This window comes from Streptomyces sp. NPDC001530, from assembly GCF_042894545.1.
Classification (GTDB): Bacteria; Actinomycetota; Actinomycetes; order Streptomycetales; family Streptomycetaceae; genus Streptomyces.
Genome location: NZ_JBIAVS010000056.1, coordinates 1 through 20,499, shown reverse-complemented (window position 1 = coordinate 20,499; position 20,499 = coordinate 1). Strand labels below are relative to the sequence as shown.

Annotated in this window: 19 protein-coding genes and 5 pseudogenes; 11 read left to right on the top strand and 13 right to left on the bottom strand. The window is 68.3% G+C overall.

The window, feature by feature from the left end; genetic code table 11:
• Nucleotides 1-275 precede the first annotated feature (275 nt).
• Complete coding sequence (locus tag ACFY0T_RS49630; protein ID WP_388885686.1) at nucleotides 276-809, top strand: S8 family serine peptidase; 534 nt, start codon at nucleotides 276-278, stop codon at nucleotides 807-809.
• A 169-nt stretch (nucleotides 810-978) separates the two neighbouring features.
• Here ACFY0T_RS49630 and ACFY0T_RS49625 read toward each other — a convergent pair whose 3' ends face one another.
• The gene (locus tag ACFY0T_RS49625; RefSeq protein ID WP_382183034.1) at nucleotides 979-1,707 is read right to left on the bottom strand and encodes a TetR/AcrR family transcriptional regulator; all 729 of its coding nucleotides are present in this window, start codon (nucleotides 1,705-1,707) and stop codon (nucleotides 979-981) included.
• Nucleotides 1,708-1,818: 111 nt separating this feature from the next.
• Between ACFY0T_RS49625 and ACFY0T_RS49620 the strand changes: the two genes are divergently transcribed.
• Together ACFY0T_RS49620 and ACFY0T_RS49615 are read left to right on the top strand one after the other, a co-directional pair.
• Nucleotides 1,819-2,952: an FAD-dependent oxidoreductase gene (locus ACFY0T_RS49620; RefSeq protein ID WP_388885683.1), complete on the top strand. Its 1,134-nt coding sequence runs from the start codon at nucleotides 1,819-1,821 to the stop codon at nucleotides 2,950-2,952.
• Between the two features lie 83 nt (nucleotides 2,953-3,035).
• Nucleotides 3,036-3,173, top strand: a pseudogene (locus ACFY0T_RS49615) (cytochrome P450); the annotation flags it as partial.
• Between the two features lie 246 nt (nucleotides 3,174-3,419).
• Here ACFY0T_RS49615 and ACFY0T_RS49610 read toward each other — a convergent pair.
• Nucleotides 3,420-3,536 (bottom strand): annotated as a pseudogene (locus ACFY0T_RS49610) (IS5/IS1182 family transposase); the annotation flags it as partial.
• Between the two features lie 298 nt (nucleotides 3,537-3,834).
• Between ACFY0T_RS49610 and ACFY0T_RS49605 the strand changes: the two are divergent.
• On the top strand, nucleotides 3,835-3,957 hold the full coding sequence (locus ACFY0T_RS49605; RefSeq protein WP_388885681.1) for a hypothetical protein: 123 nt from the start codon (nucleotides 3,835-3,837) through the stop codon (nucleotides 3,955-3,957).
• Nucleotides 3,958-4,404: 447 nt separating this feature from the next.
• On the opposite strand, the gene ACFY0T_RS49600 is transcribed toward ACFY0T_RS49605, so the two are convergent.
• The 5 genes from ACFY0T_RS49600 to ACFY0T_RS49580 all read right to left on the bottom strand — a co-directional run bounded on the left by ACFY0T_RS49600 (nucleotide 4,405) and on the right by ACFY0T_RS49580 (nucleotide 8,680).
• Nucleotides 4,405-4,611, bottom strand: coding sequence for a helix-turn-helix domain-containing protein (locus tag ACFY0T_RS49600; protein ID WP_388885689.1), 207 nt, complete (start codon nucleotides 4,609-4,611; stop codon nucleotides 4,405-4,407).
• 263 nt (nucleotides 4,612-4,874) lie between these two features.
• A complete protein-coding gene (locus ACFY0T_RS49595; protein ID WP_388885678.1) occupies nucleotides 4,875-5,414 on the bottom strand; it encodes an RNA polymerase sigma factor in 540 nt (179 codons plus the stop codon).
• A 483-nt stretch (nucleotides 5,415-5,897) separates the two neighbouring features.
• Nucleotides 5,898-6,686, bottom strand: a complete 789-nt coding sequence (locus tag ACFY0T_RS49590) for a hypothetical protein (protein ID WP_388885675.1) — start codon at nucleotides 6,684-6,686, stop codon at nucleotides 5,898-5,900.
• 168 nt (nucleotides 6,687-6,854) lie between these two features.
• Entirely contained in the window at nucleotides 6,855-8,369 is a 1,515-nt protein-coding gene (locus ACFY0T_RS49585) for a helix-turn-helix domain-containing protein (protein WP_388885673.1), read from the bottom strand.
• Complete coding sequence (locus ACFY0T_RS49580) at nucleotides 8,369-8,680, bottom strand: helix-turn-helix domain-containing protein (protein ID WP_388885671.1); 312 nt, start codon at nucleotides 8,678-8,680, stop codon at nucleotides 8,369-8,371. Before ACFY0T_RS49580 ends, ACFY0T_RS49585 begins: the two co-directional genes overlap by 1 nt.
• On the opposite strand from ACFY0T_RS49580, the gene ACFY0T_RS49575 reads away from it, so the two are divergent.
• Together ACFY0T_RS49575 and ACFY0T_RS49570 are read left to right on the top strand one after the other, a co-directional pair.
• Entirely contained in the window at nucleotides 8,673-9,161 is a 489-nt protein-coding gene (locus tag ACFY0T_RS49575) for a DUF6207 family protein (RefSeq protein WP_388885669.1), read from the top strand. The two genes, ACFY0T_RS49580 and ACFY0T_RS49575, sit on opposite strands and share 8 nt — an antisense overlap.
• On the top strand, nucleotides 9,148-10,170 hold the full coding sequence (locus ACFY0T_RS49570) for a CehA/McbA family metallohydrolase (RefSeq protein WP_388885667.1): 1,023 nt from the start codon (nucleotides 9,148-9,150) through the stop codon (nucleotides 10,168-10,170). The genes ACFY0T_RS49575 and ACFY0T_RS49570 overlap by 14 nt, the downstream gene beginning before the upstream one ends.
• Nucleotides 10,171-10,443: 273 nt before the next feature.
• Here the strand turns inward: ACFY0T_RS49570 and ACFY0T_RS49565 are convergent, their stop codons facing one another.
• Complete coding sequence (locus ACFY0T_RS49565) at nucleotides 10,444-10,602, bottom strand: hypothetical protein (RefSeq protein WP_388885664.1); 159 nt, start codon at nucleotides 10,600-10,602, stop codon at nucleotides 10,444-10,446.
• Nucleotides 10,603-10,736: 134 nt separating this feature from the next.
• Here ACFY0T_RS49565 and ACFY0T_RS49560 point away from each other — a divergent pair, with 134 nt between their 5' ends.
• From ACFY0T_RS49560 to ACFY0T_RS49550, 3 genes and pseudogenes are all read left to right on the top strand, one after another.
• A complete protein-coding gene (locus ACFY0T_RS49560; protein WP_388885661.1) occupies nucleotides 10,737-11,066 on the top strand; it encodes a hypothetical protein in 330 nt (109 codons plus the stop codon).
• Nucleotides 11,067-11,115: 49 nt separating this feature from the next.
• A pseudogene (locus tag ACFY0T_RS49555) lies at nucleotides 11,116-12,365 on the top strand (IS256 family transposase).
• 12 nt (nucleotides 12,366-12,377) lie between these two features.
• The gene (locus ACFY0T_RS49550) at nucleotides 12,378-12,701 is read left to right on the top strand and encodes a hypothetical protein (protein ID WP_388885659.1); all 324 of its coding nucleotides are present in this window, start codon (nucleotides 12,378-12,380) and stop codon (nucleotides 12,699-12,701) included.
• A gap of 44 nt (nucleotides 12,702-12,745) precedes the next feature.
• On the opposite strand, the pseudogene ACFY0T_RS49545 reads toward ACFY0T_RS49550, so the two are convergent.
• The 5 genes and pseudogenes from ACFY0T_RS49545 to ACFY0T_RS49525 form a co-directional block, all read right to left on the bottom strand.
• Nucleotides 12,746-13,438, bottom strand: a pseudogene (locus tag ACFY0T_RS49545) (SDR family NAD(P)-dependent oxidoreductase); the annotation flags it as partial.
• Between the two features lie 44 nt (nucleotides 13,439-13,482).
• A pseudogene (locus ACFY0T_RS49540) lies at nucleotides 13,483-13,698 on the bottom strand (XdhC family protein); the annotation flags it as partial.
• A 112-nt stretch (nucleotides 13,699-13,810) separates the two neighbouring features.
• Complete coding sequence (locus tag ACFY0T_RS49535) at nucleotides 13,811-16,021, bottom strand: xanthine dehydrogenase family protein molybdopterin-binding subunit (RefSeq protein WP_388885657.1); 2,211 nt, start codon at nucleotides 16,019-16,021, stop codon at nucleotides 13,811-13,813.
• A complete protein-coding gene (locus ACFY0T_RS49530; protein ID WP_388885654.1) occupies nucleotides 16,018-17,007 on the bottom strand; it encodes an FAD binding domain-containing protein in 990 nt (329 codons plus the stop codon). The genes ACFY0T_RS49535 and ACFY0T_RS49530 overlap by 4 nt, the downstream gene beginning before the upstream one ends.
• Before the next feature lie 2 nt (nucleotides 17,008-17,009).
• Nucleotides 17,010-17,528 (bottom strand): (2Fe-2S)-binding protein, encoded by a 519-nt coding sequence (locus ACFY0T_RS49525; RefSeq protein WP_388885651.1) that lies wholly within the window; start codon nucleotides 17,526-17,528, stop codon nucleotides 17,010-17,012.
• 1,155 nt (nucleotides 17,529-18,683) lie between these two features.
• Here ACFY0T_RS49525 and ACFY0T_RS49520 point away from each other — a divergent pair.
• A complete protein-coding gene (locus tag ACFY0T_RS49520) occupies nucleotides 18,684-19,229 on the top strand; it encodes a hypothetical protein (RefSeq protein ID WP_388885648.1) in 546 nt (181 codons plus the stop codon).
• A 533-nt stretch (nucleotides 19,230-19,762) separates the two neighbouring features.
• Complete coding sequence (locus ACFY0T_RS49515; RefSeq protein WP_388885645.1) at nucleotides 19,763-20,002, top strand: hypothetical protein; 240 nt, start codon at nucleotides 19,763-19,765, stop codon at nucleotides 20,000-20,002.
• Nucleotides 20,003-20,499 lie beyond the last annotated feature (497 nt).

The window sequence follows — 20,499 nt, the reverse complement described above, 5'->3', positions numbered from 1 at the left end:
CTGCGCGGGCTGGCGCGAACCGCGCTGGCCATGTGCGGAGCGTCGTAGTCGGCGCCGTCCGGCCGCTTCACCCATACGTCCACGGTCCACGCGACCACCACGGCGATCTGCTTGAACGTCAGCAGCGGCTTGTCCGTGCGGGTGCTGGCCGTGGAGGCGGCCAGACCGACGCCTGCGGCTCACAAACGCGGATCGCCGGTGTGCAGATCAATCTCACCGGGATTTCCTGTACCTCAACTACTCACGCCCCGATCCCGGAGCCGAGGGACCATAGGGTGCACACAACGGTCGTCGGCACCTCGCAGGCCGCGGCACACGTGGCGGGACTCGCCGCCTACCTGCTCTCCACGTCGAAGGATCTGACCCCCGCGACCGTCGGAGAGGCCATCACCATTCTGGCTGTCCCCGACCGCCTGCTCGATCTGCCAGTGGGCAGCCGAACCTGCTGGCGTTCAACAACGCGTCGACCGGCTGACCATCTCCCTACAGAGGGCACGTCGATCGTCGGCTCCGCCGACTACGCCGCCGCCTTCGCCCTCGTCGCCCGGCAGCGCTTGCAGACGCCGACGACCACGGACGATCTCGCGACGGACGCGGCGTCGCAGGACCTGGCGGACCGCATCGCCCACTTCGCCGGCGCCGGACTCGCGGACACGGACAACCCACGCCTGGCCGCCGACCACTTCAGCGCCCTGACCGTCCTGCTGGCCTACGAACGGCAACCGATCCCCGCCACCGCCGACCCGGAAAAGGTCCGCCAGACCACCGACGGAGCCCACGCGTTCATCCGCGCGTACGCCACGCGCTAGGAACGGGCTCCGTACCCGCGTGAGGACGGAGTCGGGAACGCGCTGGGCGGGACGCCACTTCTGGATGTCTCCGATCGGGGAATCGCGTTGCGTCGGGGGTTCGGCGCGCGGAGGCCGGCGTCGGGGTGTGGAGTTCCCCGACGAACCGCCAGTTGACGCTGCCGGATCGTCAGGGCCGGACCGGGAGGTTGGCCTCCCAGCCGTCGAGGAGTCGTTCGAGTCCCAGTTCGAACCCGCGCTCGGCGCTGTCGGCCGCGTGGGGAAGCTCGGCATCACGAATGACCCGGGCGAGGAGTGGATGGCGCCCGCTCTTGACGACTTTGTCGAGGTAGGGCGCATGGGCGTCCATCCATTGCTGGATGCCGACTCCGGAGCGTCGGACGGCTTCCTGTTGGGCGAGCTCGCCGATGGCGTAGCCGCGGACGAAGGCCTGCAGCGTGTCGACGACGGTGATCATGACGTCGATATCGAAGCCGAGGGGATCGAGGGCGGCGAGTGCGTGTTCGATGGCATCGAGGGAGTTCGGTCCAAGTGATGGGCGCCCTGCTGCGAGGGAGGTCATCCAGGGATGCCGGTGGAAGGCGGCCCGGGAACGATGGGCCAGGCCTCGCAGGTCGCTGCGCCAGTCGCCGGTGGGGGCAGGCGGGCCGCCGTCTTCGGCCGCTACGGCGTCGAGCATGAGGTCGAGCAGGTCGTCCTTGGACGCCAGGTAGCGGTAGAGCGAGGCTGTGCCCGTTCCCAGCTCCTTGGCGACGCGCCGCATGGACAGCGCCTCGATGCCCTCGGCGTCGGCGATCGCGATAGCAGCGCTGGTGATCTCCGCCCGCGTGCGTGACGGCGCGGGGCCTTTCGCGGCCCGCTCCGGCCGGTTCCAGATCACCGTGTGAGCGTCGTCCATCGGTTTTCCTCCCCACTACTGCGCTCACTGTTCGCAGTAATGCTATCGTGGCGCCGGTACTGCGAACACTGTATCGCAGTAGAGCGGTGTCCAAGCGAAAGGGAAACCACCATGACCACTCCCGTCACGATCGTCGGCGCCGGGCTCGGCGGCCTGACCCTCGCACGGGTCCTGCACCTGCACGGCATCCCCGCGACCATCTACGAAGCCGAGATATCGGCGGACGCCCGCACGCAGGGCGGTCAGCTCGACATCCACGAGTACAACGGGCAGCTCGCCCTCGAAGCGGCCGGCCTCACCGACGAGTTCCGCGCGATCATCCACGAAGGCGGCGAGGCCCTGCGCGTGCTCGACCAGCACGGCGCGGTACTGCTCGACCAGCCCGACGACGGCACCGGCGGTCGCCCTGAGGTGCTCCGCGGAGACCTGCGTCGGATTCTGATCAACTCGCTGCCCGACGAGATGATCCAGTGGGGACACAAGGTCACCAGTGTCCGCCCCCTCGGAGACGGCAGGCACGAGCTGACCTTCGCCGACGGGCCAACCGTGACGACCGGCCTCCTCGTCGGCGCGGACGGCGCCTGGTCGAGGATCCGGCCGCTGCTCTCCGACGCGAAGCCCGAGTACGTCGGCACGTCGTTCATCGAGACCTACCTGTACGACGCCGACCAGCGCCACCCCGCAGCGGCCAAGGCCGCCGGCGACGGTTCCCTGTTCGCCGTCACAGCCGGCAAGGGGATCCTTGGCCACCGAGAGGCCGACGCCGTTCTTCACACCTACGTCGCGCTCAACAAGCCGCAGGACTGGATCACCGCCACCCTCGCCAGCCCCGAAACAGCGGCGGCCCAGGTCGCGGCAGAATTCACCGGATGGGCGCCTGAACTCACCGCACTCATCACTGACGGGGAAACCGCCCTCGCCCCGCGCCCGATCAACGCCCTGCCGATCGGCCACCGCTGGGACCGCGTCCCCGGAGTGACGCTGCTGGGCGACGCCGCCCACCTCATGTCACCGTTCGCCGGGGAGGGCGCCAACCTCGCCATGTTCGACGGCGCCGAACTCGGCAAAGCCATCGCCGCACATCCCGACGACATCGAAGCCGCCCTTGCGGAGTACGAGCAGGCCCTTTTCCCCCGCAGTGCCCAGTTCGCCGCCGAATCCGACAAGAATCACCAGCTCATCTTCGGCGACAACGCCCCCGCCAGCCTGCTCGACCTGCTCATCGGCCAGGAGCCGACCGAGTGAGCGAGATCGCCGGAGGGGAGAGGGAGTTAACGAGCCGAAGTCAGTAGTCTGCTTACGCCGGGCGACGCGCGTCGGTGACGTAGGCCGCCGGTCCGCCCGTCGATCTGGTTTCCGCGTTCGCGTTACCGGTGCCTTCACTGGTGATCTGCGAGTTGCTCGGGGTGCCGTTCGCCGACCGGGCCGAGTTCGGTGCGCGCAGCAACCGACGACGTGGTGGCCCAGTTGCTCGCGCAGGCCCGGAACGGATACTCCCAGTGATCCCCATGCTGCCGCACCGCTGGAAGGGCTCCAACATCCTCGGCGCCGCCGGACGGATAACACGGTCCCTTCGGCCCCTGGTCCGACCCGGCGGAGTCCGAAGAAGGGAACGCTGCCCCGGACCCAGCAAGCCCGAACCCCCTGCGGAGTAGCGGAACCCCAGCAAGATCAATCTCACCGGGATTTCCTGTACTTCAACTACTCACACCCGGGATCGTGTGCTTGATCCGGCGTCTTCGCAGACAGCGCCTGTTGCGGCGAGAGCTGTACGCCTTGTCACCGCTGACGTGACCGGGCCGGGTGCGGGGCTGCTCGCCCTGCGGGCGAATACTGCAACTCTCGAATACCGACACTCCACCAGTGCGCCCACACCACGTCCGAAGCGCTGATCGGCGGAGTAACTGGGGCGACGAGGTCACCGAGCACTCTGCTGCTGGCCCGGTACGACGCTGCCGGGAGCCTCCGGCTGATCGCCCGCACCACCCCGCTCGCCACCGCCGTCCGGCGGGACCTGGGGCCCAGCTGCGGCCTGCCGGTCCTGACCATCCCTGGCACGGGCGCCACTTCAACGCAAGCTGGGGCACCCGCGGCGAGCTGGAGTTCCATCCTGTACACCCCGAGGTCGTGGTGGAGTTCCTCGCGGACACCGCGGTCGACGACGGCCGCTACCGCCACCCCGTGCGCTTCCTGCGGGTACGCGAAGACCTGGATATGGCTGCGGTTCCGCTCTTCGGTGAGATCTCCTGAGCCTTCGCGCCCTATCCGATGCGTCACGGATGGCACGCCTGACCCGGTCCCCAGACCGCGTAAGGCGGCACTATCTCCGTACCGGCGGCCGGACAGCCGTCGGTACGGAGGGGGGCCGCTCCCGGTCGGACACCCGACGCGCCCTGTCCAGAGGAACGCGACCACCGGGAACTGCGCCTGGTGGTGCTCCTCCTCGCCCGCGTGCATCCGACACTCGCGCAGCTCCTGGGCGTCGGCGCTGCCGTCATGAGCGCGCTGGCCGCCATCGCTGGCGTCGTAGCCCGCATCATCCGGCGGTGATGGAGAGCCTGGCCTCGACTACCGCTTCCGCCACGACTCGTCGCACCGGTCCAGCGGCCCCCACCATCGTCGGGTCTCCGTGACCTCTCAGGTGCTGCCGAAGGCGGGGTTCAGCAGGCCGATCACGGAAACCGTTGCCGCAGGCGTTCACCGGCCGTCGGTCACCCTCACGCGCTCGCCGAGGTACTCGCGTACGGCCTGCGCCGTCACCCGGTACGAGCGCCCGACGCGGATCGACGGCAGATGACCGCTGTGCACCAGGCGGTAGACCGTCATCTTCGACACCCTCATGATCCGGGCCACTTCGGCCACGGTCAGGAAGGCCTCCCCCACAGGCCACTCGCTGGCCTGGATGTCCGACGGTGCGGCTGGCGAACTGGTGTGCGTCGGCGTCTTCTCGGTAAGGCGCGGCTCGCTCTGCGGGGCGGTCGGCTCGGCTTCCTCCGCCTCACAGGTCTCAGAGGTGGAGTCGACACGCTCCGCCACCCAGCCCAGGAACGCCTCGCGGCGGCGTGCGAGGTCATCCTGGTCCACCACGACGGCGGCTTCGGCCTGCTGCAGTGCGCCGGAGAGCAGGGCGTCCAGTCCATCGGAACGATCGCGCCTCGACTTCTTGCTCATGCTCGTGCCTCCTCTCCCAATGCGGTGCGCTGCTCGTTCGGGCTGGCGACGAACTCTGCAAGCTCTTCTCGGAGTTGTCTGCGGGCCTTGGACACGTGCACGCGGACGCCGGACGCCGTGATCCCCAGGAGCTCGGCAATCATCAGCGCGGAGTGCTCCTCGAGGAAGTACAGCAGCGCGACGCGGCGGCGTGCCTTCGGGAACCCGTTGATCACGCGCAGGCAGTGGTCCACCGCCGCCCGGGTCAGGACCAGACTCGCCGGATCAGGCTCCGTACGGTGATAGCGCTCGGCGAGGTCAGGCCGCAGTTCGCCGAGCCGTTTGGAGCGCCGCACGCTGTCGATCCACATGTTCCGACAGGCCCGGCGCAGCCAGGCACGCTGCTCCTCCGGCCCGCGCTGGCCCACCTTGTCCCAGCTCAGGGCTGCTGCCTCGAAGGCGCGCTGGACCAGATCGCCCGCCTCGGCCGCGTTGTTGGTGATCACCGTGGTGTATTTGCGGAGCCCCTCGGCTTCCCGGTCCCATAACTCCGCCAACTGTCCGGCGGTCTCTCGCGTCAGTTGCGGCCGTGTCACCCGCTGCCCCCGTCCTGATCCTCCCGAATCGCCGATCCTCCGACCTGAACCCTCATGGCCGGCCCGCCCCTGCCTTCTTCCTGCACGACCACGGTGCCTGCAGGTGCGTGGCGCACCAGCGCCAGCAAGGTGGACCTGCGCTGCCATTCAGCCAGGCCAGACCCGACTGCTACCAGAACCGCAATCAGGCACAGCACCACCCAGGACCCGGGCTGTGCGACCACAGGCCACAGCCAACCCAGCCAGCCCGTCCAACTTCCCGAATCGACCTTCACACCACCAGATCGAACGAGCCCCCCGAAGCGCTGCCTACCAATCCAAGATTCTTTGTCACAGCGGCCAACGCGGGGACGCGGCGGTCGGTAGGGAGTCGCGCCCGAGGTGAACGCCGCGTGGATCTCCGGTGGGCCGAACAGCCGTACCGTCTTCGGGGGCCCGACAGCGTCACTTCTGTTCGAGCGGCGCCTGGCCAAGGTAGTGCCCGTCGGCAACGGCGATCTGCTGCAGCTGGTAGAGCATCCGGTCGGCGCGGCCGGGAGGGATCGGCATGCGGACCGTTCCGGTCTTCGGGTTGAGGTCGCCCCGCCAAGTCATGACCATCTGGCGCAACTCGTGCCGCCGGTCGTAGCCGGACGGGAACGGCCAGGAGATACCCAGGCCGACCAGGCCCTGGATGAGGTCCTTGAGGACATCGCTCGCCCACACGAGCACCGTCTTGTCGGCGAGCACCCTACGGATGGCCTCGGCGGCCTGGTCCGGGTCGACCGCGCCGTCCGGGATGCCTTTCGACCGGGGCGAGACGATGCGCAGCTCGACGTCGACCAGGACCGTGCCGTCGGCGCCGAGCGCGGTCACATGAGCGGCCGACGGCGTGCGCCGCTTGCCGGCCTCGGTGATGCCACGGTCGGTGTAGGTGACGTGAACGACGGCAAGGTCGCCGTCGTCCAGCAGCCGAGCGGCCCTGCGCTGGACGTGGGCGCGCGCTTCGCCGGCCTGACGCTGGGCGGCACGGAGCCGTTCGATGTGGGCGCAGGCCTGGCACAGCAGCCACGACTCCACCTGCGTGCAGGGCAGTTCGGGGCGGGAGCCGCACTGCTCGCACACGCGGGTCCCGGTCGTACGGCGGGCGGCGGCCGCAGCCAGCTGAGCGGTGCTCGCGGAGGTCGGCACCGACTCGCTGATCAGGTAGAGGTCGAACGTGTCGCGGCGGCCGGCGCCGTCGCGGCCCTCCACCGTGGCGCGGACCGGTCCGCCCGGCTGGCGCGGCAGGTCGAGATCCTTTAACTGGGTCTTCGTCCATGTACGTGTTGGCCGGTACCTTGCCCCAGTAGGAGAAGTGGCGGACCTGGGCTGTGGCTTTGGTCATCTCAGGCCCTCGTCGGAGATGTTCGGTTCTTCGGTTCAGTCCGCCGGTTGGTCGTGCGGGTCGGGCGTGCCGACGGTGTAGACGTCCTTGAGCTTCACCTCGGTGACGCCGCGGCCCTCGGGGAACACCGCGCGCCAGTCGCCGATGACGTGGAGTTCGTCGGTGCCCATGGCGCGGACGACCATCAGGCCCTGGTCGTAGGCGCGGTGGGCCTTCCACCACAGGTTGGCGAAGGCCTGGGAGCGGATGAGGTGCATCCAGTCGGTGCGGTACAGCTCCCGGTTGTAGTTCGACTCCCCCAGTGTGGAGACGAACTTGGAGTACATGGCTTTGACGTACTCCAGCGTCACCTCGTCGTCCTCGGCGATCGCCTGGTCCCGGGCGGCCTTCAGGGCGACCCGGAACTTCTCCAGCAGTCCTTCCGTGGCCCCGGAGGTCCAGGACTCGTGGATCTCCGGGGGGTCGCACAGGCCGTACTTGGGTCCCGAAACACGTAGCAGCAGGCGCAGGGTTGGTTCGGTCACCCACAGTGGGCCCGGCTCGTCCCGGCTGCCGGTCGGGTTCGGGAGGTAGGCGTCGTGGTCCCAGGCGGGCGGGGTGATCAGGTGGACGCCGGCGCGGCGGCGGTCGTGGTGGTTGCCGGTGGAGTGTTCCAGCTGGCCGATCGGCAGGTGGGTCTTGAGCGCGGACAGGTAGGCGCCGTTGATGTCGAGCGCGGTCACCTCGTGCTCGCCCACGGGTAGTTCGGGCCTGGCCCACTTGGGGCGGGCCTCCCAGATCTGGTCGGCGCCGCGGGAGGTCTGCTTGCGCAGGATGTCGGGCAGCCACGGGTGGGCGACGATGTCGTAGCGGCCGCCCTTGCGCGTTTCGTCGAGCAGTGCCATCGCGTCCGGGATCGCCCGCTTGATCAGCGCGGCGGTCGCTGCCTCGACGTCGCCGGCGTGCTGGGCGAGCGCGGCCGCGACAGCGGAGCCGATCAGGTCCGGGGTGTCGGCGGTCTGCAGACGGCGGCCGACAGGCACGACCTTGACCCCGCGGGCCGCCCCACCCTGTCTGCCGGCGGACACCGGCTGCCGTGGCTCTTCTTGAGGTGCGGGCTTCTCAAGCTGTGCGGGCTTGGTCGTGCCGCATTCGGCAGGGTCCAGGTGCTGCGGGAATCCGGCGACCTGGTGGCGGGCGGGCTGTCCGCACAGTACGCAGGCCTGGGGCGCGGGAAGAGCTTCGACGTCGTCCTGGTCGACGTTCTGGTCAGCTTCCGCTGGGTCGTCGTCCCCGGGCTCCTCGGCCGGTGCCTCCTCAGCCGTGGCGGCGGCCAACTTGGTGCGTGCTCCCTCGAGGAAGTACGCGTACTTCTCCCGTACCTCGCCGCTCGGGTCCCGTCCGGACTCCCAGCCCCCGACCGTAGTCGGGCTGACGTTCAGGGCCTTCGCGAGCTGTGCGCGCGAGAGGTTCAGCCCCTCGCGCAGTGCGCGCCGCTCCTCGGCGGGCGGCAGCGGGACGTCCTTCTTGGCTGCGGCAAGCAGGGCATCGATTGCGTCGAAGTCCGTCATCACTCGCCCCCGTCCTGCACGGCCGCAGGGCGTGCGCCGTTGGCATGGCGGCCGGGAACGCGGCGGCGTTCCGGGGGCAGTGACTCCGTGGCCCGGGTGGGGCCCGCCAGGAGGTCGAGCGCGTCGATGCCGTAGTGCGCGGCCACCGCGTCGCAGTCAGCCAGGCTCCATGCGGCGGTGCCGGACTGACGGCGACTCACCTGGGCCTGACTCACCCCCAAGGCGGCAGCGAGATCGGTCTGCGACTCGCCGGCCGCGTGCAGGAGCGCTGCCACCGCGGACCGTACGCGCTCGTCGAGATTCATGCTCATGACGCCGACTTTACCACCCAACACTCATGTTCTATACGCATATCGCATTACGGTTCGAGAGGTGGCCCGACTCGGTCTGGTGAATCCGGCGCACGCGCAGAACCTCGGCGCAGACGCGCGCGTACAGACAGACGTGGAACCGATCCAAGAAACGCATGTGGCCGACCCTGGCCTGCTGGTCATCGATGTGGCAGGCCTGGACGACGAGACCGTGTTCGCCTTCCAGAAGGCCGTTGCCCAGACGTGGGCGACCTCGATCGCCGACCGCACCACCCGGGACCCCGGGCCAGCCCGGCGCGCGGCTTCGCCTGTATGCCGATCTGCGGCAGGCTCTGCCCCGGCCCGCTACGGCCGGAGCCGAGTCCCCCCGAAGCTGTGTAACATCCTCTTTCTGCAGGTCACAGCGTTATGGCGTCTGCTGGTGGACGCGTCGCCAGGGTGCCCGCTGGCAGAACTAGGCTGCTGGAATGGATACGGGTGACAAAGCGGGAAGAGGTCTTCAGGTGTCTCAGTTCCCGCCGATGCGCGTGGCCGATCGGGGGCGTGACTGGTACCGAGGTGACTGCCATGTGCATTCGGTGTCCTCGGACAGCGGCGAGCTGACGCCAGCACAGCTTGTGGCAGGTGCCCGTGCGGCGGGACTTGACTTCCTTGCGACCACGGAGCACAACGCTGCCCAGACGTATGGCGCCTGGAGCCAGCACATCGGCGACGATCTGCTGGTGATCTTGGGCCAAGAGGTCGTCACGCGGACCGGACACTGGCTCGCGCTGGGGGTCCGCCCAGGTCAGATAGTTGACTGGCGCTATGGCGTGCGGGACAACGTGGTCGACCGGCATCTGGATGAGGTTCACCGGTCCGGTGGGCTCTGTGCGGCGGCTCATCCGCACGCGCCGTACGCCTCGGGCACGTTCATGTACCCGTATCAGGGCTTCGACGTCGTTGAGGTGTGGAACGGGCAGTGGAGTTCGGATGTGCCATGGCAGGCGGACAATGAGGCGGCCTTGGCCGAGTGGGGACGCAGTCTGGCCGCGGAGATCTGCGCCGGACGGTGGCGGCCTGCGATAGGGAACAGCGACACCCACCTGGAGAACCAGATCGGCAGCCCGCACACCGTCGTGCTGGCGGACGAGCTGAGTGTCAACGCGATCCTTGCCGGTATCCGCGCTGGCCACAGCTGGATCGCCGCCTCGGACGCCATCGAGCTGTCGTTCACCGTCTCTGCCGGTGATCGTCGTGCTGGGATCGGTGAGCGGTTGAAGATCGGCGATGAGCCAGCCATCGCGCGAGTTGACGTACGCGCCCTGCCCGGCGGCACTGTCAGCCTCCACACCGAGAAGGGAAAGGTGTACGGCGAATCGGTGCCCGACACAGGATCGGGCACCGTGGAGTGGCACATCAGCGCCGGGGAGTCGGCATTCATTCGCACCGAGGTTCGCGACGCGAACGACCACATGGCAGCGCTCAGCAACCCGATCATCTTGGCCTGAACTTCGGACGGCTGATTCTTCGCTCACCCCCTGATTGCCGTCTGCACCCGTACGGTGGAGGGGCGCGGCTCGCCATCAGAAAGGCCGTCTGCGCGCGCCGGCCCTTGCCGAGTGGCTCTGGTGAGCGTTCGATCGGTCGTACGGTGAAGGCATGGGCAGGGATGGGGCGGCCCGGCTGCGGCTGGTCGTGATCACGGATGACCGTGATGCCGGGCCGCCGTTGTGGGGGTGGGTGCGGATGTCTGGAAACGTCGGCAGTGTGACCCGGGATCGCTACGACGAACTGGTCAAGCTGGGGCGGGACTGGGTGGCCACGATGAGCAGCGCCCAGTGGCGTCTTGGCGACGCGGCGATGGAGATCGAGCCGATGCGCTCGTATGGGGGTGCGAATCCGTCCGGGAAGGACGACTTGTTCACCGTCAGCGAGGCCATCCGGATGTTCGCAGAAGACGTCGGCCTGGCATACACGACGGTCCGCAGCTACCGGTGGGTGTCCTCGCGCGCCGGCCCCCTGCACAGCGTCGAACAGCTCGAACCCATCAACATCGGCATGGGCCGCCGACGTCATGGTCTACTTCGGACCGCTGCGCTACCTCACAGAGATGAAGCAGGACAGCGACGACAACAGCTGCACCCACATCGAGGGCAAGTACCTCGCCCAGGAAGCCGAGTACACCAACACCAACGTTCCCCTCGGCCAGCTCCTCGTCCTCGACCTCACTCCCAAAACCACCAGCAGCGGCACCCTGCGCATCAACGAACTCGCCTGGCTGGCCACCCACCGTCCCCGCGGCGCCACCACCGACCGGCTCGTCCTCGCCGGGAGCAATGCTCAAGACCTGTGGATCGGCGCCGGGTTGGACGCGAAGAGCGTACCTTCCCGGGTGATCGATTGACTGGAATCGAGTAGGCCGACGTTGGCCCGTCGGCTGGGAAGGTACGCCCATGCTCACGGTAGTCACGGAGGACGGCTCGACGCGAGGCGGGTCCCTGATCGACGAGATCGTCCGGGAGGGCGCCAGGCGGATGCTGGCCGCCGCGCTGGAGGCCGAAGTTGACGCCTACAAAGCCGAGTTGGCCGAGGAGAAGGACGAGCGCGGGCGGCGGCTCGTGGTCCGCAACGGACACCACCAGCCCCGGAACGTGACCACCGCGGCCGGGACGGTCGAGGTCAAGGCTCCACGCGTTAACGACAAGCGCATCGACGAGGAGACGGGCGAGCGCAAGCGGTTCTCCTCGGCGATCCTGCCGCCCTGGGCCAGGAAGTCCCCGAAGATCAGCGAGGTGTTGCCGCTTCTCTACCTGCACGGCCTGTCCAGCGGCGACTTCGTGCCCGCGCTCGAGCAGTTCCTCGGATCCTCCGCCGGCCTTTCCCCGGCCACCGTGACCCGGCTGACCACCCAGTGGCAGGCCGACCACAAGGCGTTCGGCGAGCGCGACCTGTCCGCCACGGACTACGTCTACGTCTGGGCCGACGGCATCCACCTGCGCATACGCCTGGAGGAGGCCAAGGCCGCCGTCCTGGTTGTGATGGGCGTGCGCGCGGACGGCACCAAGGAACTGATCGCCATGGCCGACGGCTACCGAGAATCCGCGGAGTCCTGGGCGAGCCTGCTGCGGGATGCTGCCCGGCGGGGCATGCGCGCTCCCGTCCTCGCCGTCGGCGACGGCGCCCTCGGCTTCTGGAATGCGCTTCACGAGGTCTTCCCCGAAACCCGCCACCAAAGGTTTTGGGTTCACAAGATGGCCAACGTCCTCGACAGCCTGCCCAAGTCGGCCCAGCCCGCGGCGAAGAAGGCCATCCAGGACATCTACAACGCCGAGGACAAGGAGCACGCGGCCAGGGCGGTCAAGGCCTTCGAGAAACAGTACAAGGCGAAGTTCCCCAAGGCCGTCAAGAAGATCACGGATGATGAGGCCGAGCTGCTGGCCTTCTACGACTTCCCCGCCGAGCACTGGGTCCATCTGCGGACCACGAACCCGATCGAGTCGACCTTCGCGACCGTGCGGCTGCGGACGAAGGTCACCAAGGGTGCCGGCTCCCGCGCGGCCGCCCTGGGGTGTTCAAGCTCGTCGAGTCCGCCCAGGCACGATGGCGAGCCGTCAACGCACCCCACCTCGTCGCCCTGGTGAGGGCCGGAGCCCGCTTCGAACGCGGCGAGCTCCTCGAACGCCCCGAGACGCTCGCGGCATAAGGTCAGACCACCATGACCGACTACGACACCTACGGCACCAGCACACACACCGCGAGTGAACTGGTCCGCCTCGTCACCGGCCACCTCGATGTGGTCTTCACCGAGCGCGAAAGTGACTACCGGGGCGTCTACCACCTCGCCCAGGGCACCTACGGACGCATCGAGATCCAGCCGAACGCCATCCCCGGCGATGACGGCCAGGACGACCTCTACACCCCGGAACACCCGGCGGTCCGGGTCCTCTTGCTCACCGACACCCCGGCCCCAGAGCCCACCCTGCACACCCGCCTGGGCACCATCCAAGGTCTCGTGCACCTGGGCCGCGAATCATGGTGAGCCGCTGCTGACCCACAACTCTTGACAATTACTCTCGACCAGGCACGGACGGCGTCTCCCGCATACTCCCAGAGTCTGTCCGCCGCTGCCGGGTCGAGAGCATGTGCTGCGACGCCGCCTCCTTCCGCGTCTGCCCGTACGACCTCCGCCTCCTGGTTGTTCTCGAAGTACTGTCCGGTCACGCCATCCAACAGCGGCGACGCGGCGAGCAGCACGGACGTCGCAGCACCCTGCGCAGGAGTCTTGTAGTGCGGCAGCGGGGTGAGGTTCCCGTCCTCGTCCATCACGCCGAACGCGCGCATGGTGTCGTCGTCGAGATGCCGCTGGAGGTTGGTGAGGATGAACCCGGGGTTGAGCGCATTGGCGGTGATGCCGTCGACCGCCCAACGGCGGGCGCCCACGGCGAACAGGACGTCGGCGGTCTTGGACTGCCCGTAGGCCGCCCACGGGTCGTAGGGACGCCGCTCGAAGTGCGGGTCGTCGAAGTCGAAGGGCGCCCAGCGGTGGGCGCCGGAGCTGACGACCACGATGCGGGCCGAGCCCGCCTCACGCAGCGCGCCATGCAGGGCGCCGGCCAGGGCGAAGTGCCCGAGGAAGTTGGTGGCGAGCTGCATCTCCCAGCCCGCGTCGGTGACGGTTCGCTCCGGAAGCGCCATGATCCCCGCGTTGGCCACGAGGATGTCGAGCGGCCCGCGCCAGGCCCGCGCGAACGCGTCCACCGACGCCAGGTCCGCCAGGGCACGTTGCCGTCGGCGGCGACGGTTGCCGCCCGGCCGTCGGGCGTCTCGCCGTCTTTCAGCGCTTGCGGACACAGGTCGTAAACCGCGCCCTCCACACAACCGCCGGAGACCGAGCCGATGGCCGTGCCATCCTCATCCACGGCAAGGGCAGCACCAGGCGCACGCAGGGCGCTGCCGCTGACCGTGACCACGGTGGCGACGGCGAAGTCACGGCCTTGCTCGATCCACCGGCACAACTCTTCTGCAATGTCCAGCATCTGTTTTCTCCCCTGGCCCCTGACCACGGCGCTGCGGTACGGCACCGGGCGATGGCGCGGCGCGGCAGACCGGTCTGCGCGTCCTGTCTGCCGCGTCACCCAGCGCCGGATGTCAGAGCATGAGCTGGTCGATGGTGATGGGCAGGGAGCGGATGCGGCGCCCTGTGGCGTGGTAGACGGCGTTGCCGATGGCCGCGGCCAGGCCGACCAGCCCGATTTCGCCGACTCCCTTCGTTCCGATGGCGGTTGCCCGGTCGGGCCCGCCGACAAAGATCACGTCCATGTCGCGAACGTCGGCGTTCACCGGCATGAGGTAGTCACCGAAGGTGGCGTTGGCGATGCGCCCGGTGCCCTGGTCGGTGGCCGTCTCCTCGAACATCGCCTGGCTGATACCGCCGACCGTGCCGCCGATGATCTGGCTGGTGGCCGTCTTCTCGTTGAGGATGCGCCCGCCGTCGATGGCAGAGACCACGCGTGCCACCCGCAGCAGACCCAGTTCGGGATCGATGCGCACTTCGACGAACTTCGCACCGAAGGCGCCCGCCATGGCCATCCCCAGGTCATCGGTCCGAGGCGGCGTGCTTCTGCCGTCGGCGCTGAGTTCTTCCAGGCCGTGACGGGCCAGGATGTCGACGTAGGACTCTCCCTGCACCGGATCACCGACGCGGTGGATGCGTCCGTCGGTGACCGTCACGTCATCGTCGGCGGCTCCGCGCAGCGGGGATTGCGCGTCGTCGCGCACCACGTCGAGGAATTCCCGCACCAGGCGCCGGCAGGCGGCGTGGACCGCGTTGCCGAGGGCCCCGGTGAGACCGGATCCGCCGGCCTGGGGTGAGTACGGCATGTCGGAGTCGCCGAGGTCGAAACGCACCCGGGTGACGTCGAGCCCCAGAAGCTCCGCCGCCAGTTGGGTCATGACCGTGTAGGTGCCGGTTCCGATGTCGGTGGCGGCGCTGCGCACATACGCCGAGCCGTCGCGGCGCACGGAGGCGCGTGCCTGGCACGGTACCTGGTAGAACGGGTAGGAGACGCCCGCCAGGCCGTAGCCGACGAGCCAGCGGCCGTCACGCATGGAGCCCGGTTCCTGCGTGCGCCGCGACCAGCCGAACCGCTCGGAGCCTTCGAGGAAGCACTCCCGCAGTGCCTTGCTCGACCAGGGAAGGTTGAGAATCGGGTGCTGTTCCGCGTAGTTGCGCAGACGGAACTCGAGGGGGTCCAGGCCCACGGCGTAGGCGACTTCGTCGATCGCGGACTCCAGGGCGAAGTTGCCCTGGCCTTCGGCCGGCGCGCGCATGGAGCCCGGGCAGGGGATGTTCAGGCGCGCCTGCCGGTCGCGGGTCAGGACGTTGAGGCAGGCGTAGGAGACGGCGGAACCGACGGAGACCGGTTCGTAGTCGTCGTCCTCCATCGCGACAGATGAGATGCCGTGATGCTCGATGGCGACGAGGTCCCCGTCGCGGGTGGCGCCGATCTTGATCTGCTGGACGCTGTTGGGCCGGTGCCCCACGGAGGTGAACATCTCGGGCCGGGTCAGTACCAGCTTGACCGGGCGATTGACCTCACGGGCCGCCAGCACGGTGAGGATCACGTGCGGCCACATCCGCAGGCCGGCGCCGAAGCCGCCCCCGACGAACGGGGCCACGACCCGGATGCCGCTCTCCGGGATCCCGAAGACCGTGGCGAGCGAGGTACGCACATTGTGCGGCCACTGGGTGGAGTCGTGCACCGTGAGCGAATCGCCGTGCCAGTACGCGACGGTGGACATGAGGCCAAGTGGGTTGTTGGTGTTGTCGGGGGTGGTGAAGGTCCCCTCGACGACAACGTCCGCCTGGACGAACCCGGCCGCGACGTCACCGCGCTCGGTGTCCATTCCCCAGGGATTGACGACGATCTCGGCCCGAGGATCGTCCACGTCGAGCAGAGCCTCGGCCTCTTCGTACTGGACGCGTACCAGCCGTGCGGCGTGCCGGGCCTCCTCCGCGCTCTCGGCCACCACGACCGCGACGTGCTGACCGTAATGCAGGATGCGATCGTCCTGCAGCGGAGCCGGAGGCGATCCGCCCAGCAGAGTCATCGGGCCACGTTCCAGCTTCGGCGCGTTCAGATGCGTGATTACGGTCAGCACACCGGACGCCGCCAGGGCATCGGTCACATCGATGCCGCGGATGCGCCCCGCGGCGATGGTGCTGCCCACCAAGGCGGCGTGCGCCATACCAGGGAAGGAGAAGTCGTTGGGGTACTGGGCCGCTCCGGTCACCTTCAGCGGGGCGTCCACGCGGTCAAGGCCCGCACCGACGATCTTGCCGGCTTCGAGAGTCGTCATGACAGCGCCCCTGCAACGGTCTCAAGAGTGCGCACGAGAGTGCGTTTGGCCAGCTCCACCTTGAACGCGGTTCCAGGCAGCGGCCTGGCGCCCTCGACGGCCGCCTCCGCCGCGCTGCGGAAGGAGTCGGAGTTCGCGTGTGCCCCCTGCAGGATGTCCTCCGCGTCCCAGGCGCGCCAGGGGATGGTGCCCACCCCGCCCAGCGCCACGCGCGCCTCCTGAATGACGCCCTCTTCGATCACGAGAGCCACACCGGCCGAGGTCAGCGCGAACTCGTACGAAACACGGTCACGGACCTTGAGGTAGTGGGACCGTGCTCCTCCCGGAAGCAGCGGGATCTCGACCGCGGTGATCAGCTCACCATGCCGCAGCACATTCTCGATGTGGGGCGTGTCGCCCGGCGGCAGGTAGAACTGGGTCAGGGGAATCGACCGTGAACCATCCATGCTCTGGATGTGGACGATCGCGTCGAGTGCTGTCAGCGGTACCGCGACGTCCGAGGCGTGCAGGGCGATGCAGTGGTCGCTCGTGCCGAGGATGGCATGCATCCGCTGGATTCCCGCGATGGCGGCGCACCCCGAGCCGGGGTCGCGCTTGTTGCAGGCGGCGACGGTGGGGTCTCTGAAGTAACGGCACCGGGCTCGCTGCAGCAGGTTGCCGCCGATGGTGGCCATGTTGCGTAGCTGGGTCGAGGCGCCGAGCAGAAGGGCCTCCCGGACGAACGGCAGCCGCTCTCTGACGACCGGATCGACGGCGAGCTCCTCCATGGTCGTGAGCGCGCCGACCTGGATCGCCGAGTCGGTGTACGTGATACCGCCGAGGGGCAGGCGGGTGATGTCGATGAGCCGTTCGGGGTGGAGAACCCCGTCCTTCATGAGGTCCAGCTGCGTGGTGCCGCCGGCGAGGAACGATGCGTGCGGATCAGCGGTGACCACGGCCACGGCCTGGTCGGCGTCGGTGGCCCGGGCATACTCGAAGGGGTGCATGGTCAGCCTTCCGCTGTCACTTCGCGAATTGCCGCGCGAATGTTCGGGTAGGCGCCGCAGCGGCATATGTTGCCGCTCATGAACTCGCGGATCTCTTCCTCCGAGTTCGCACGTCCCTCGGCGACGAGGCAGATCGCGGACATGATCTGCCCCGGCGTGCAGTAACCGCACTGGAAGGCGTCATGCCGGGCGAAGGCTGCCTGCATGGGATGCAACTCGCCGTCGACCGACAGGGACTCCACGGTGGTGATCTCGCGCCCTTCGCACTGGGCGGCCAGCGCGAGACACGACACCACGCGCCTGCCGTCGACCATGACCGTGCAGGCCCCGCACGCGCCCTGGTCACACCCCTTCTTCGCCCCGGTGAGGCCCAGGTGGTCACGCAGCGCGTCGAGCAGTGTGACCCGCGCATCGAGCCGGAGTCGGTGGAGTGTGCCGTTCACGTTGAGGGTGACATCGACCTGGGGTACTTCCGGTCGCGCCTGTCCGGCCGGCCGTGCCTCGGTTTCCACATGCTTCATGGCGCCTCAATTCTGATTTCTCCGGAGGGGCCCCTGCCTGGACAAGGGAAATTCTTCAATTCCGGCCCTGCATCAGATGTCGCGTCTCAGAAATAGTTGCGATCCGCCTTGCTGTGGCAAGTATGTCGTTGCGGGAAAATGGTTGCTGTGCATCTATGCACGTGAAACCCGTTTCGCTATTCCCTCGCTCGGCGTACAAGAAAATCCAGTACCCGTCGGGACCGGCAGAGGCCGACAGCGATGCTGCGCCCCGTATCAGGGGCATCCCGCCAGGGACACTATGGATGCGAGTGCGTGCGGGCGGCAGGACGCTGTCGTGCATCCCGAACGCATTCCCACCACATCCTCATCCGCGCGAGGCAAGGCCGATGATCGACGATCTCTGGCCGCCGCCACACCGGGTGCCGCCACACCGTGCGTATCCACGCTGGCGCCTCGCTCTCCTTGAGTATCCGCTCCACACCCACCGGCACGCCACCGATCCTCCGGGGTTACCGACCGCTCCGACGACCTCACCGCCGACGATCAGTGGACGCCCTCCGGCGAACATGACCAGCCCGCCGTTGCTGTTCTCCGCGGTAACCGGTCGGCGTTTCCTTTCGGCGGCCATGTTTCGCCATGCCGGGCATGAAGGGATCCGTCATCGACCATGCCGGAAAGGGCTGTCAGCGGTTCCCATAGGTATGGTGCCCATGGCGGGGCAGGCAGACTTGACCCGCGCGTAGGTATCGATGCACAGGACCGACACGCGGTTACCGGAAGAGATGAGCTGACCGCTCCAGCTTGTCCTGGACGACCTGGAGGTCCATCCGACCCTCGACACCGGCGCGAGGCGGTTGAAGTAGAAGATCCGCATGAGGTCGGAGACGTTCATGCCCGTCTTGGCTTTGTTGGTGAGACCTGACAGCGGTTGTCCGTCAGCGGCGACAGCACCCAGTGGTGCCGAAGAACGATGTCGCTGAGTTTTGACACCACTTGGGGGCTTGTGGTGGGAGCATCGAAGTGCTCTGCGTGGTGAAGGGGCGCCGGTGCCACCGAAGACCAAGGTCGGGCGGGCCGTCTCTCGTCCCGGGCTCGTCCGATTGGTCGGATCTTCCGGTGGGTCGCGCCGGGCGGCGGCAGAGCTGAGGTTATGAATGCGTCACCGGACCATCCATGAGCATCAACCTCAGGAGCCACATGATGCGCCCCATCAGAGCAGCCTGTCTCGGCACGGCCACTGCGCTGGTCACCCTTCTCGCCTGCACCCCTGTCGCGGCCGCCGCTACGGACACCGATTCCGCCCACGCCAAGGGCGGAGGCCGGGTCATCACAGTCATCGGCCACCTCGCGCAGCAGACCCGCTTCCCCGTCAACCCCGGCGGCGCCCCCGCCCAGGGCGATCGGACCGCCTTCCGCTCGATCCTCTTCGACAAGGACGACAAAAAGCAGGTCGGCGAGACCAACGGCACCTGCACCACCACCCGGGTCGACAACGGCGGAGCGGAGGAGTGCGTCGTGACCTACAACCTCCCGGGCGGCCAGCTCACCGTGCAGGGGATGGTCTTCGGCATCCTCACCCAGGGCCTCCCGACGATCTCTCCCCCTTCGTTCGACAACGCGATCACCGGCGGCACCGGGGAATTCGACCGGGCTCGTGGCTCGGTCCACGCCGACACGATCGCTACGGGCACGAGGCGCTTCACGATCGACCTCGACTGACTGACCCTGCCCCGCCCGGTGAGAAGTCTGGCGGGGGCTCCTTTACGTGACGCAGTCTCAGCAGTCCGATCCCAGACGTCGCCGCGTACGGCATGGCCAGCCCTCGTTGACCCCCCGCCGCACCATCAGCACCGGGCCCTCACGGACCTCGATCACGGCGGCGTCTCCCGGCATCCCTCCGCGGTCGTCGACCTGGTCAGTCACCCCGGCCGGTAGGCGGGCCCCTCCTCGATAGTTGCCGCATTCGCTGACCCGGGCAGAAGGTCGGCCATCATCACGGCACCGAGGAAGGCCCACCCGCTTACCCGGGTGGTGTCAGTTCTCATCGACACTTTCCGACGCCGCGATCGACAAGCGCTCTCCGAAGTCGTCGACAAGTGCTGCCCGTTCTCGGTTCAGGCACACATTCCGTGAGGACGCCGGTCAGGGGGGCGAGGGTTCGGAGTCGTCCCACTTCCATCCGCTTTCGGGGAACTGCTCAAGCAGGGCAGACAGCGAAGCCGCCTGGTGGATGGCGGACCACGCTGGGTACGATGCTCGGCGAGTTCCGCCAAGTGCGGGCCAAACTGAGCGTGCCGATCGCCGGGAAGTCCGGCGCCGAGGGCCTGGCGGTGGTCGAGAGCATGATGGACCTGCTGTGGACGGGGCAGACCAGCCGTCACGGCAACCTGCAGGAAACTCGGGAGGAGACCGTGCAGGAGGCGGTCATGGTGGTGCACCTCGCCGCGAGTCTGGTGCAGTTCTTCGTGTCGGGGGCCGTGCAGCGCTCCTGACCCGCGTGCCGTCCAACTGCGGGCCGCCAGGACATCGTGCCCGTGTCCTGGCGGCCCGCAGTGTTCGCACGGCCCCGCCATCCTGTGCAAAGACTGCCCGTTGACCTATTCGGCATCTGGACAGATCAGGACGACCCCGGTCCTCGGGAAGCCGGAGACCTCGACGCCGAGCCGTCCCGCTGACTCACCCCTTGCGCAGCTGCAGGTGCGGCCGGATCCAGCTGAACCTGGTCACAGCCGCAGGTGAACGGCCCGCACTGCCGACGAAGCCACATCACGTCCACCATCGGCAGGTCCCTGGTCTCGTTGCTCAGCGTGGCTCATCGATGAAGCGCGGTGCAGCACCTAGTACTCCAGCAGCGTTTCGCTATCTGGCCTGGTCAGAGGCGTCGTCCGGAGTGCAGTTGGCTGATGGCGTGTCAGGGGCGGTCTTGGCGGACCGCCCCTCCAACGAGTGCATCGAGCACTGTGTGGGCTGCGATCCGGGCAGCCTCCCA

Excerpts from the sequence above, each read along its gene's own strand:
- ACFY0T_RS49625 (WP_382183034.1), bottom strand. The coding sequence starts at position 1,707 with ATGGACGACGCTCACACGGTGATCTGGAACCGGCCGGAGCGGGCCGCG.
- ACFY0T_RS49620 (WP_388885683.1), top strand. The coding sequence starts at position 1,819 with ATGACCACTCCCGTCACGATCGTCGGCGCCGGGCTCGGCGGCCTGACC.
- ACFY0T_RS49585 (WP_388885673.1), bottom strand. The coding sequence starts at position 8,369 with ATGACGGACTTCGACGCAATCGATGCCCTGCTTGCCGCAGCCAAGAAG.
- ACFY0T_RS49575 (WP_388885669.1), top strand. The coding sequence starts at position 8,673 with ATGCTCATGACGCCGACTTTACCACCCAACACTCATGTTCTATACGCA.
- ACFY0T_RS49580 (WP_388885671.1), bottom strand. The coding sequence starts at position 8,680 with ATGAGCATGAATCTCGACGAGCGCGTACGGTCCGCGGTGGCAGCGCTC.
- ACFY0T_RS49570 (WP_388885667.1), top strand. The coding sequence starts at position 9,148 with ATGGATACGGGTGACAAAGCGGGAAGAGGTCTTCAGGTGTCTCAGTTC.
- ACFY0T_RS49565 (WP_388885664.1), bottom strand. The coding sequence starts at position 10,602 with ATGGCCTCGCTGACGGTGAACAAGTCGTCCTTCCCGGACGGATTCGCA.
- ACFY0T_RS49560 (WP_388885661.1), top strand. The coding sequence starts at position 10,737 with ATGGTCTACTTCGGACCGCTGCGCTACCTCACAGAGATGAAGCAGGAC.
- ACFY0T_RS49550 (WP_388885659.1), top strand. The coding sequence starts at position 12,378 with ATGACCGACTACGACACCTACGGCACCAGCACACACACCGCGAGTGAA.
- ACFY0T_RS49535 (WP_388885657.1), bottom strand. The coding sequence starts at position 16,021 with ATGACGACTCTCGAAGCCGGCAAGATCGTCGGTGCGGGCCTTGACCGC.
- ACFY0T_RS49530 (WP_388885654.1), bottom strand. The coding sequence starts at position 17,007 with ATGCACCCCTTCGAGTATGCCCGGGCCACCGACGCCGACCAGGCCGTG.
- ACFY0T_RS49525 (WP_388885651.1), bottom strand. The coding sequence starts at position 17,528 with ATGAAGCATGTGGAAACCGAGGCACGGCCGGCCGGACAGGCGCGACCG.
- ACFY0T_RS49520 (WP_388885648.1), top strand. The coding sequence starts at position 18,684 with ATGAGCATCAACCTCAGGAGCCACATGATGCGCCCCATCAGAGCAGCC.
- ACFY0T_RS49515 (WP_388885645.1), top strand. The coding sequence starts at position 19,763 with ATGCTCGGCGAGTTCCGCCAAGTGCGGGCCAAACTGAGCGTGCCGATC.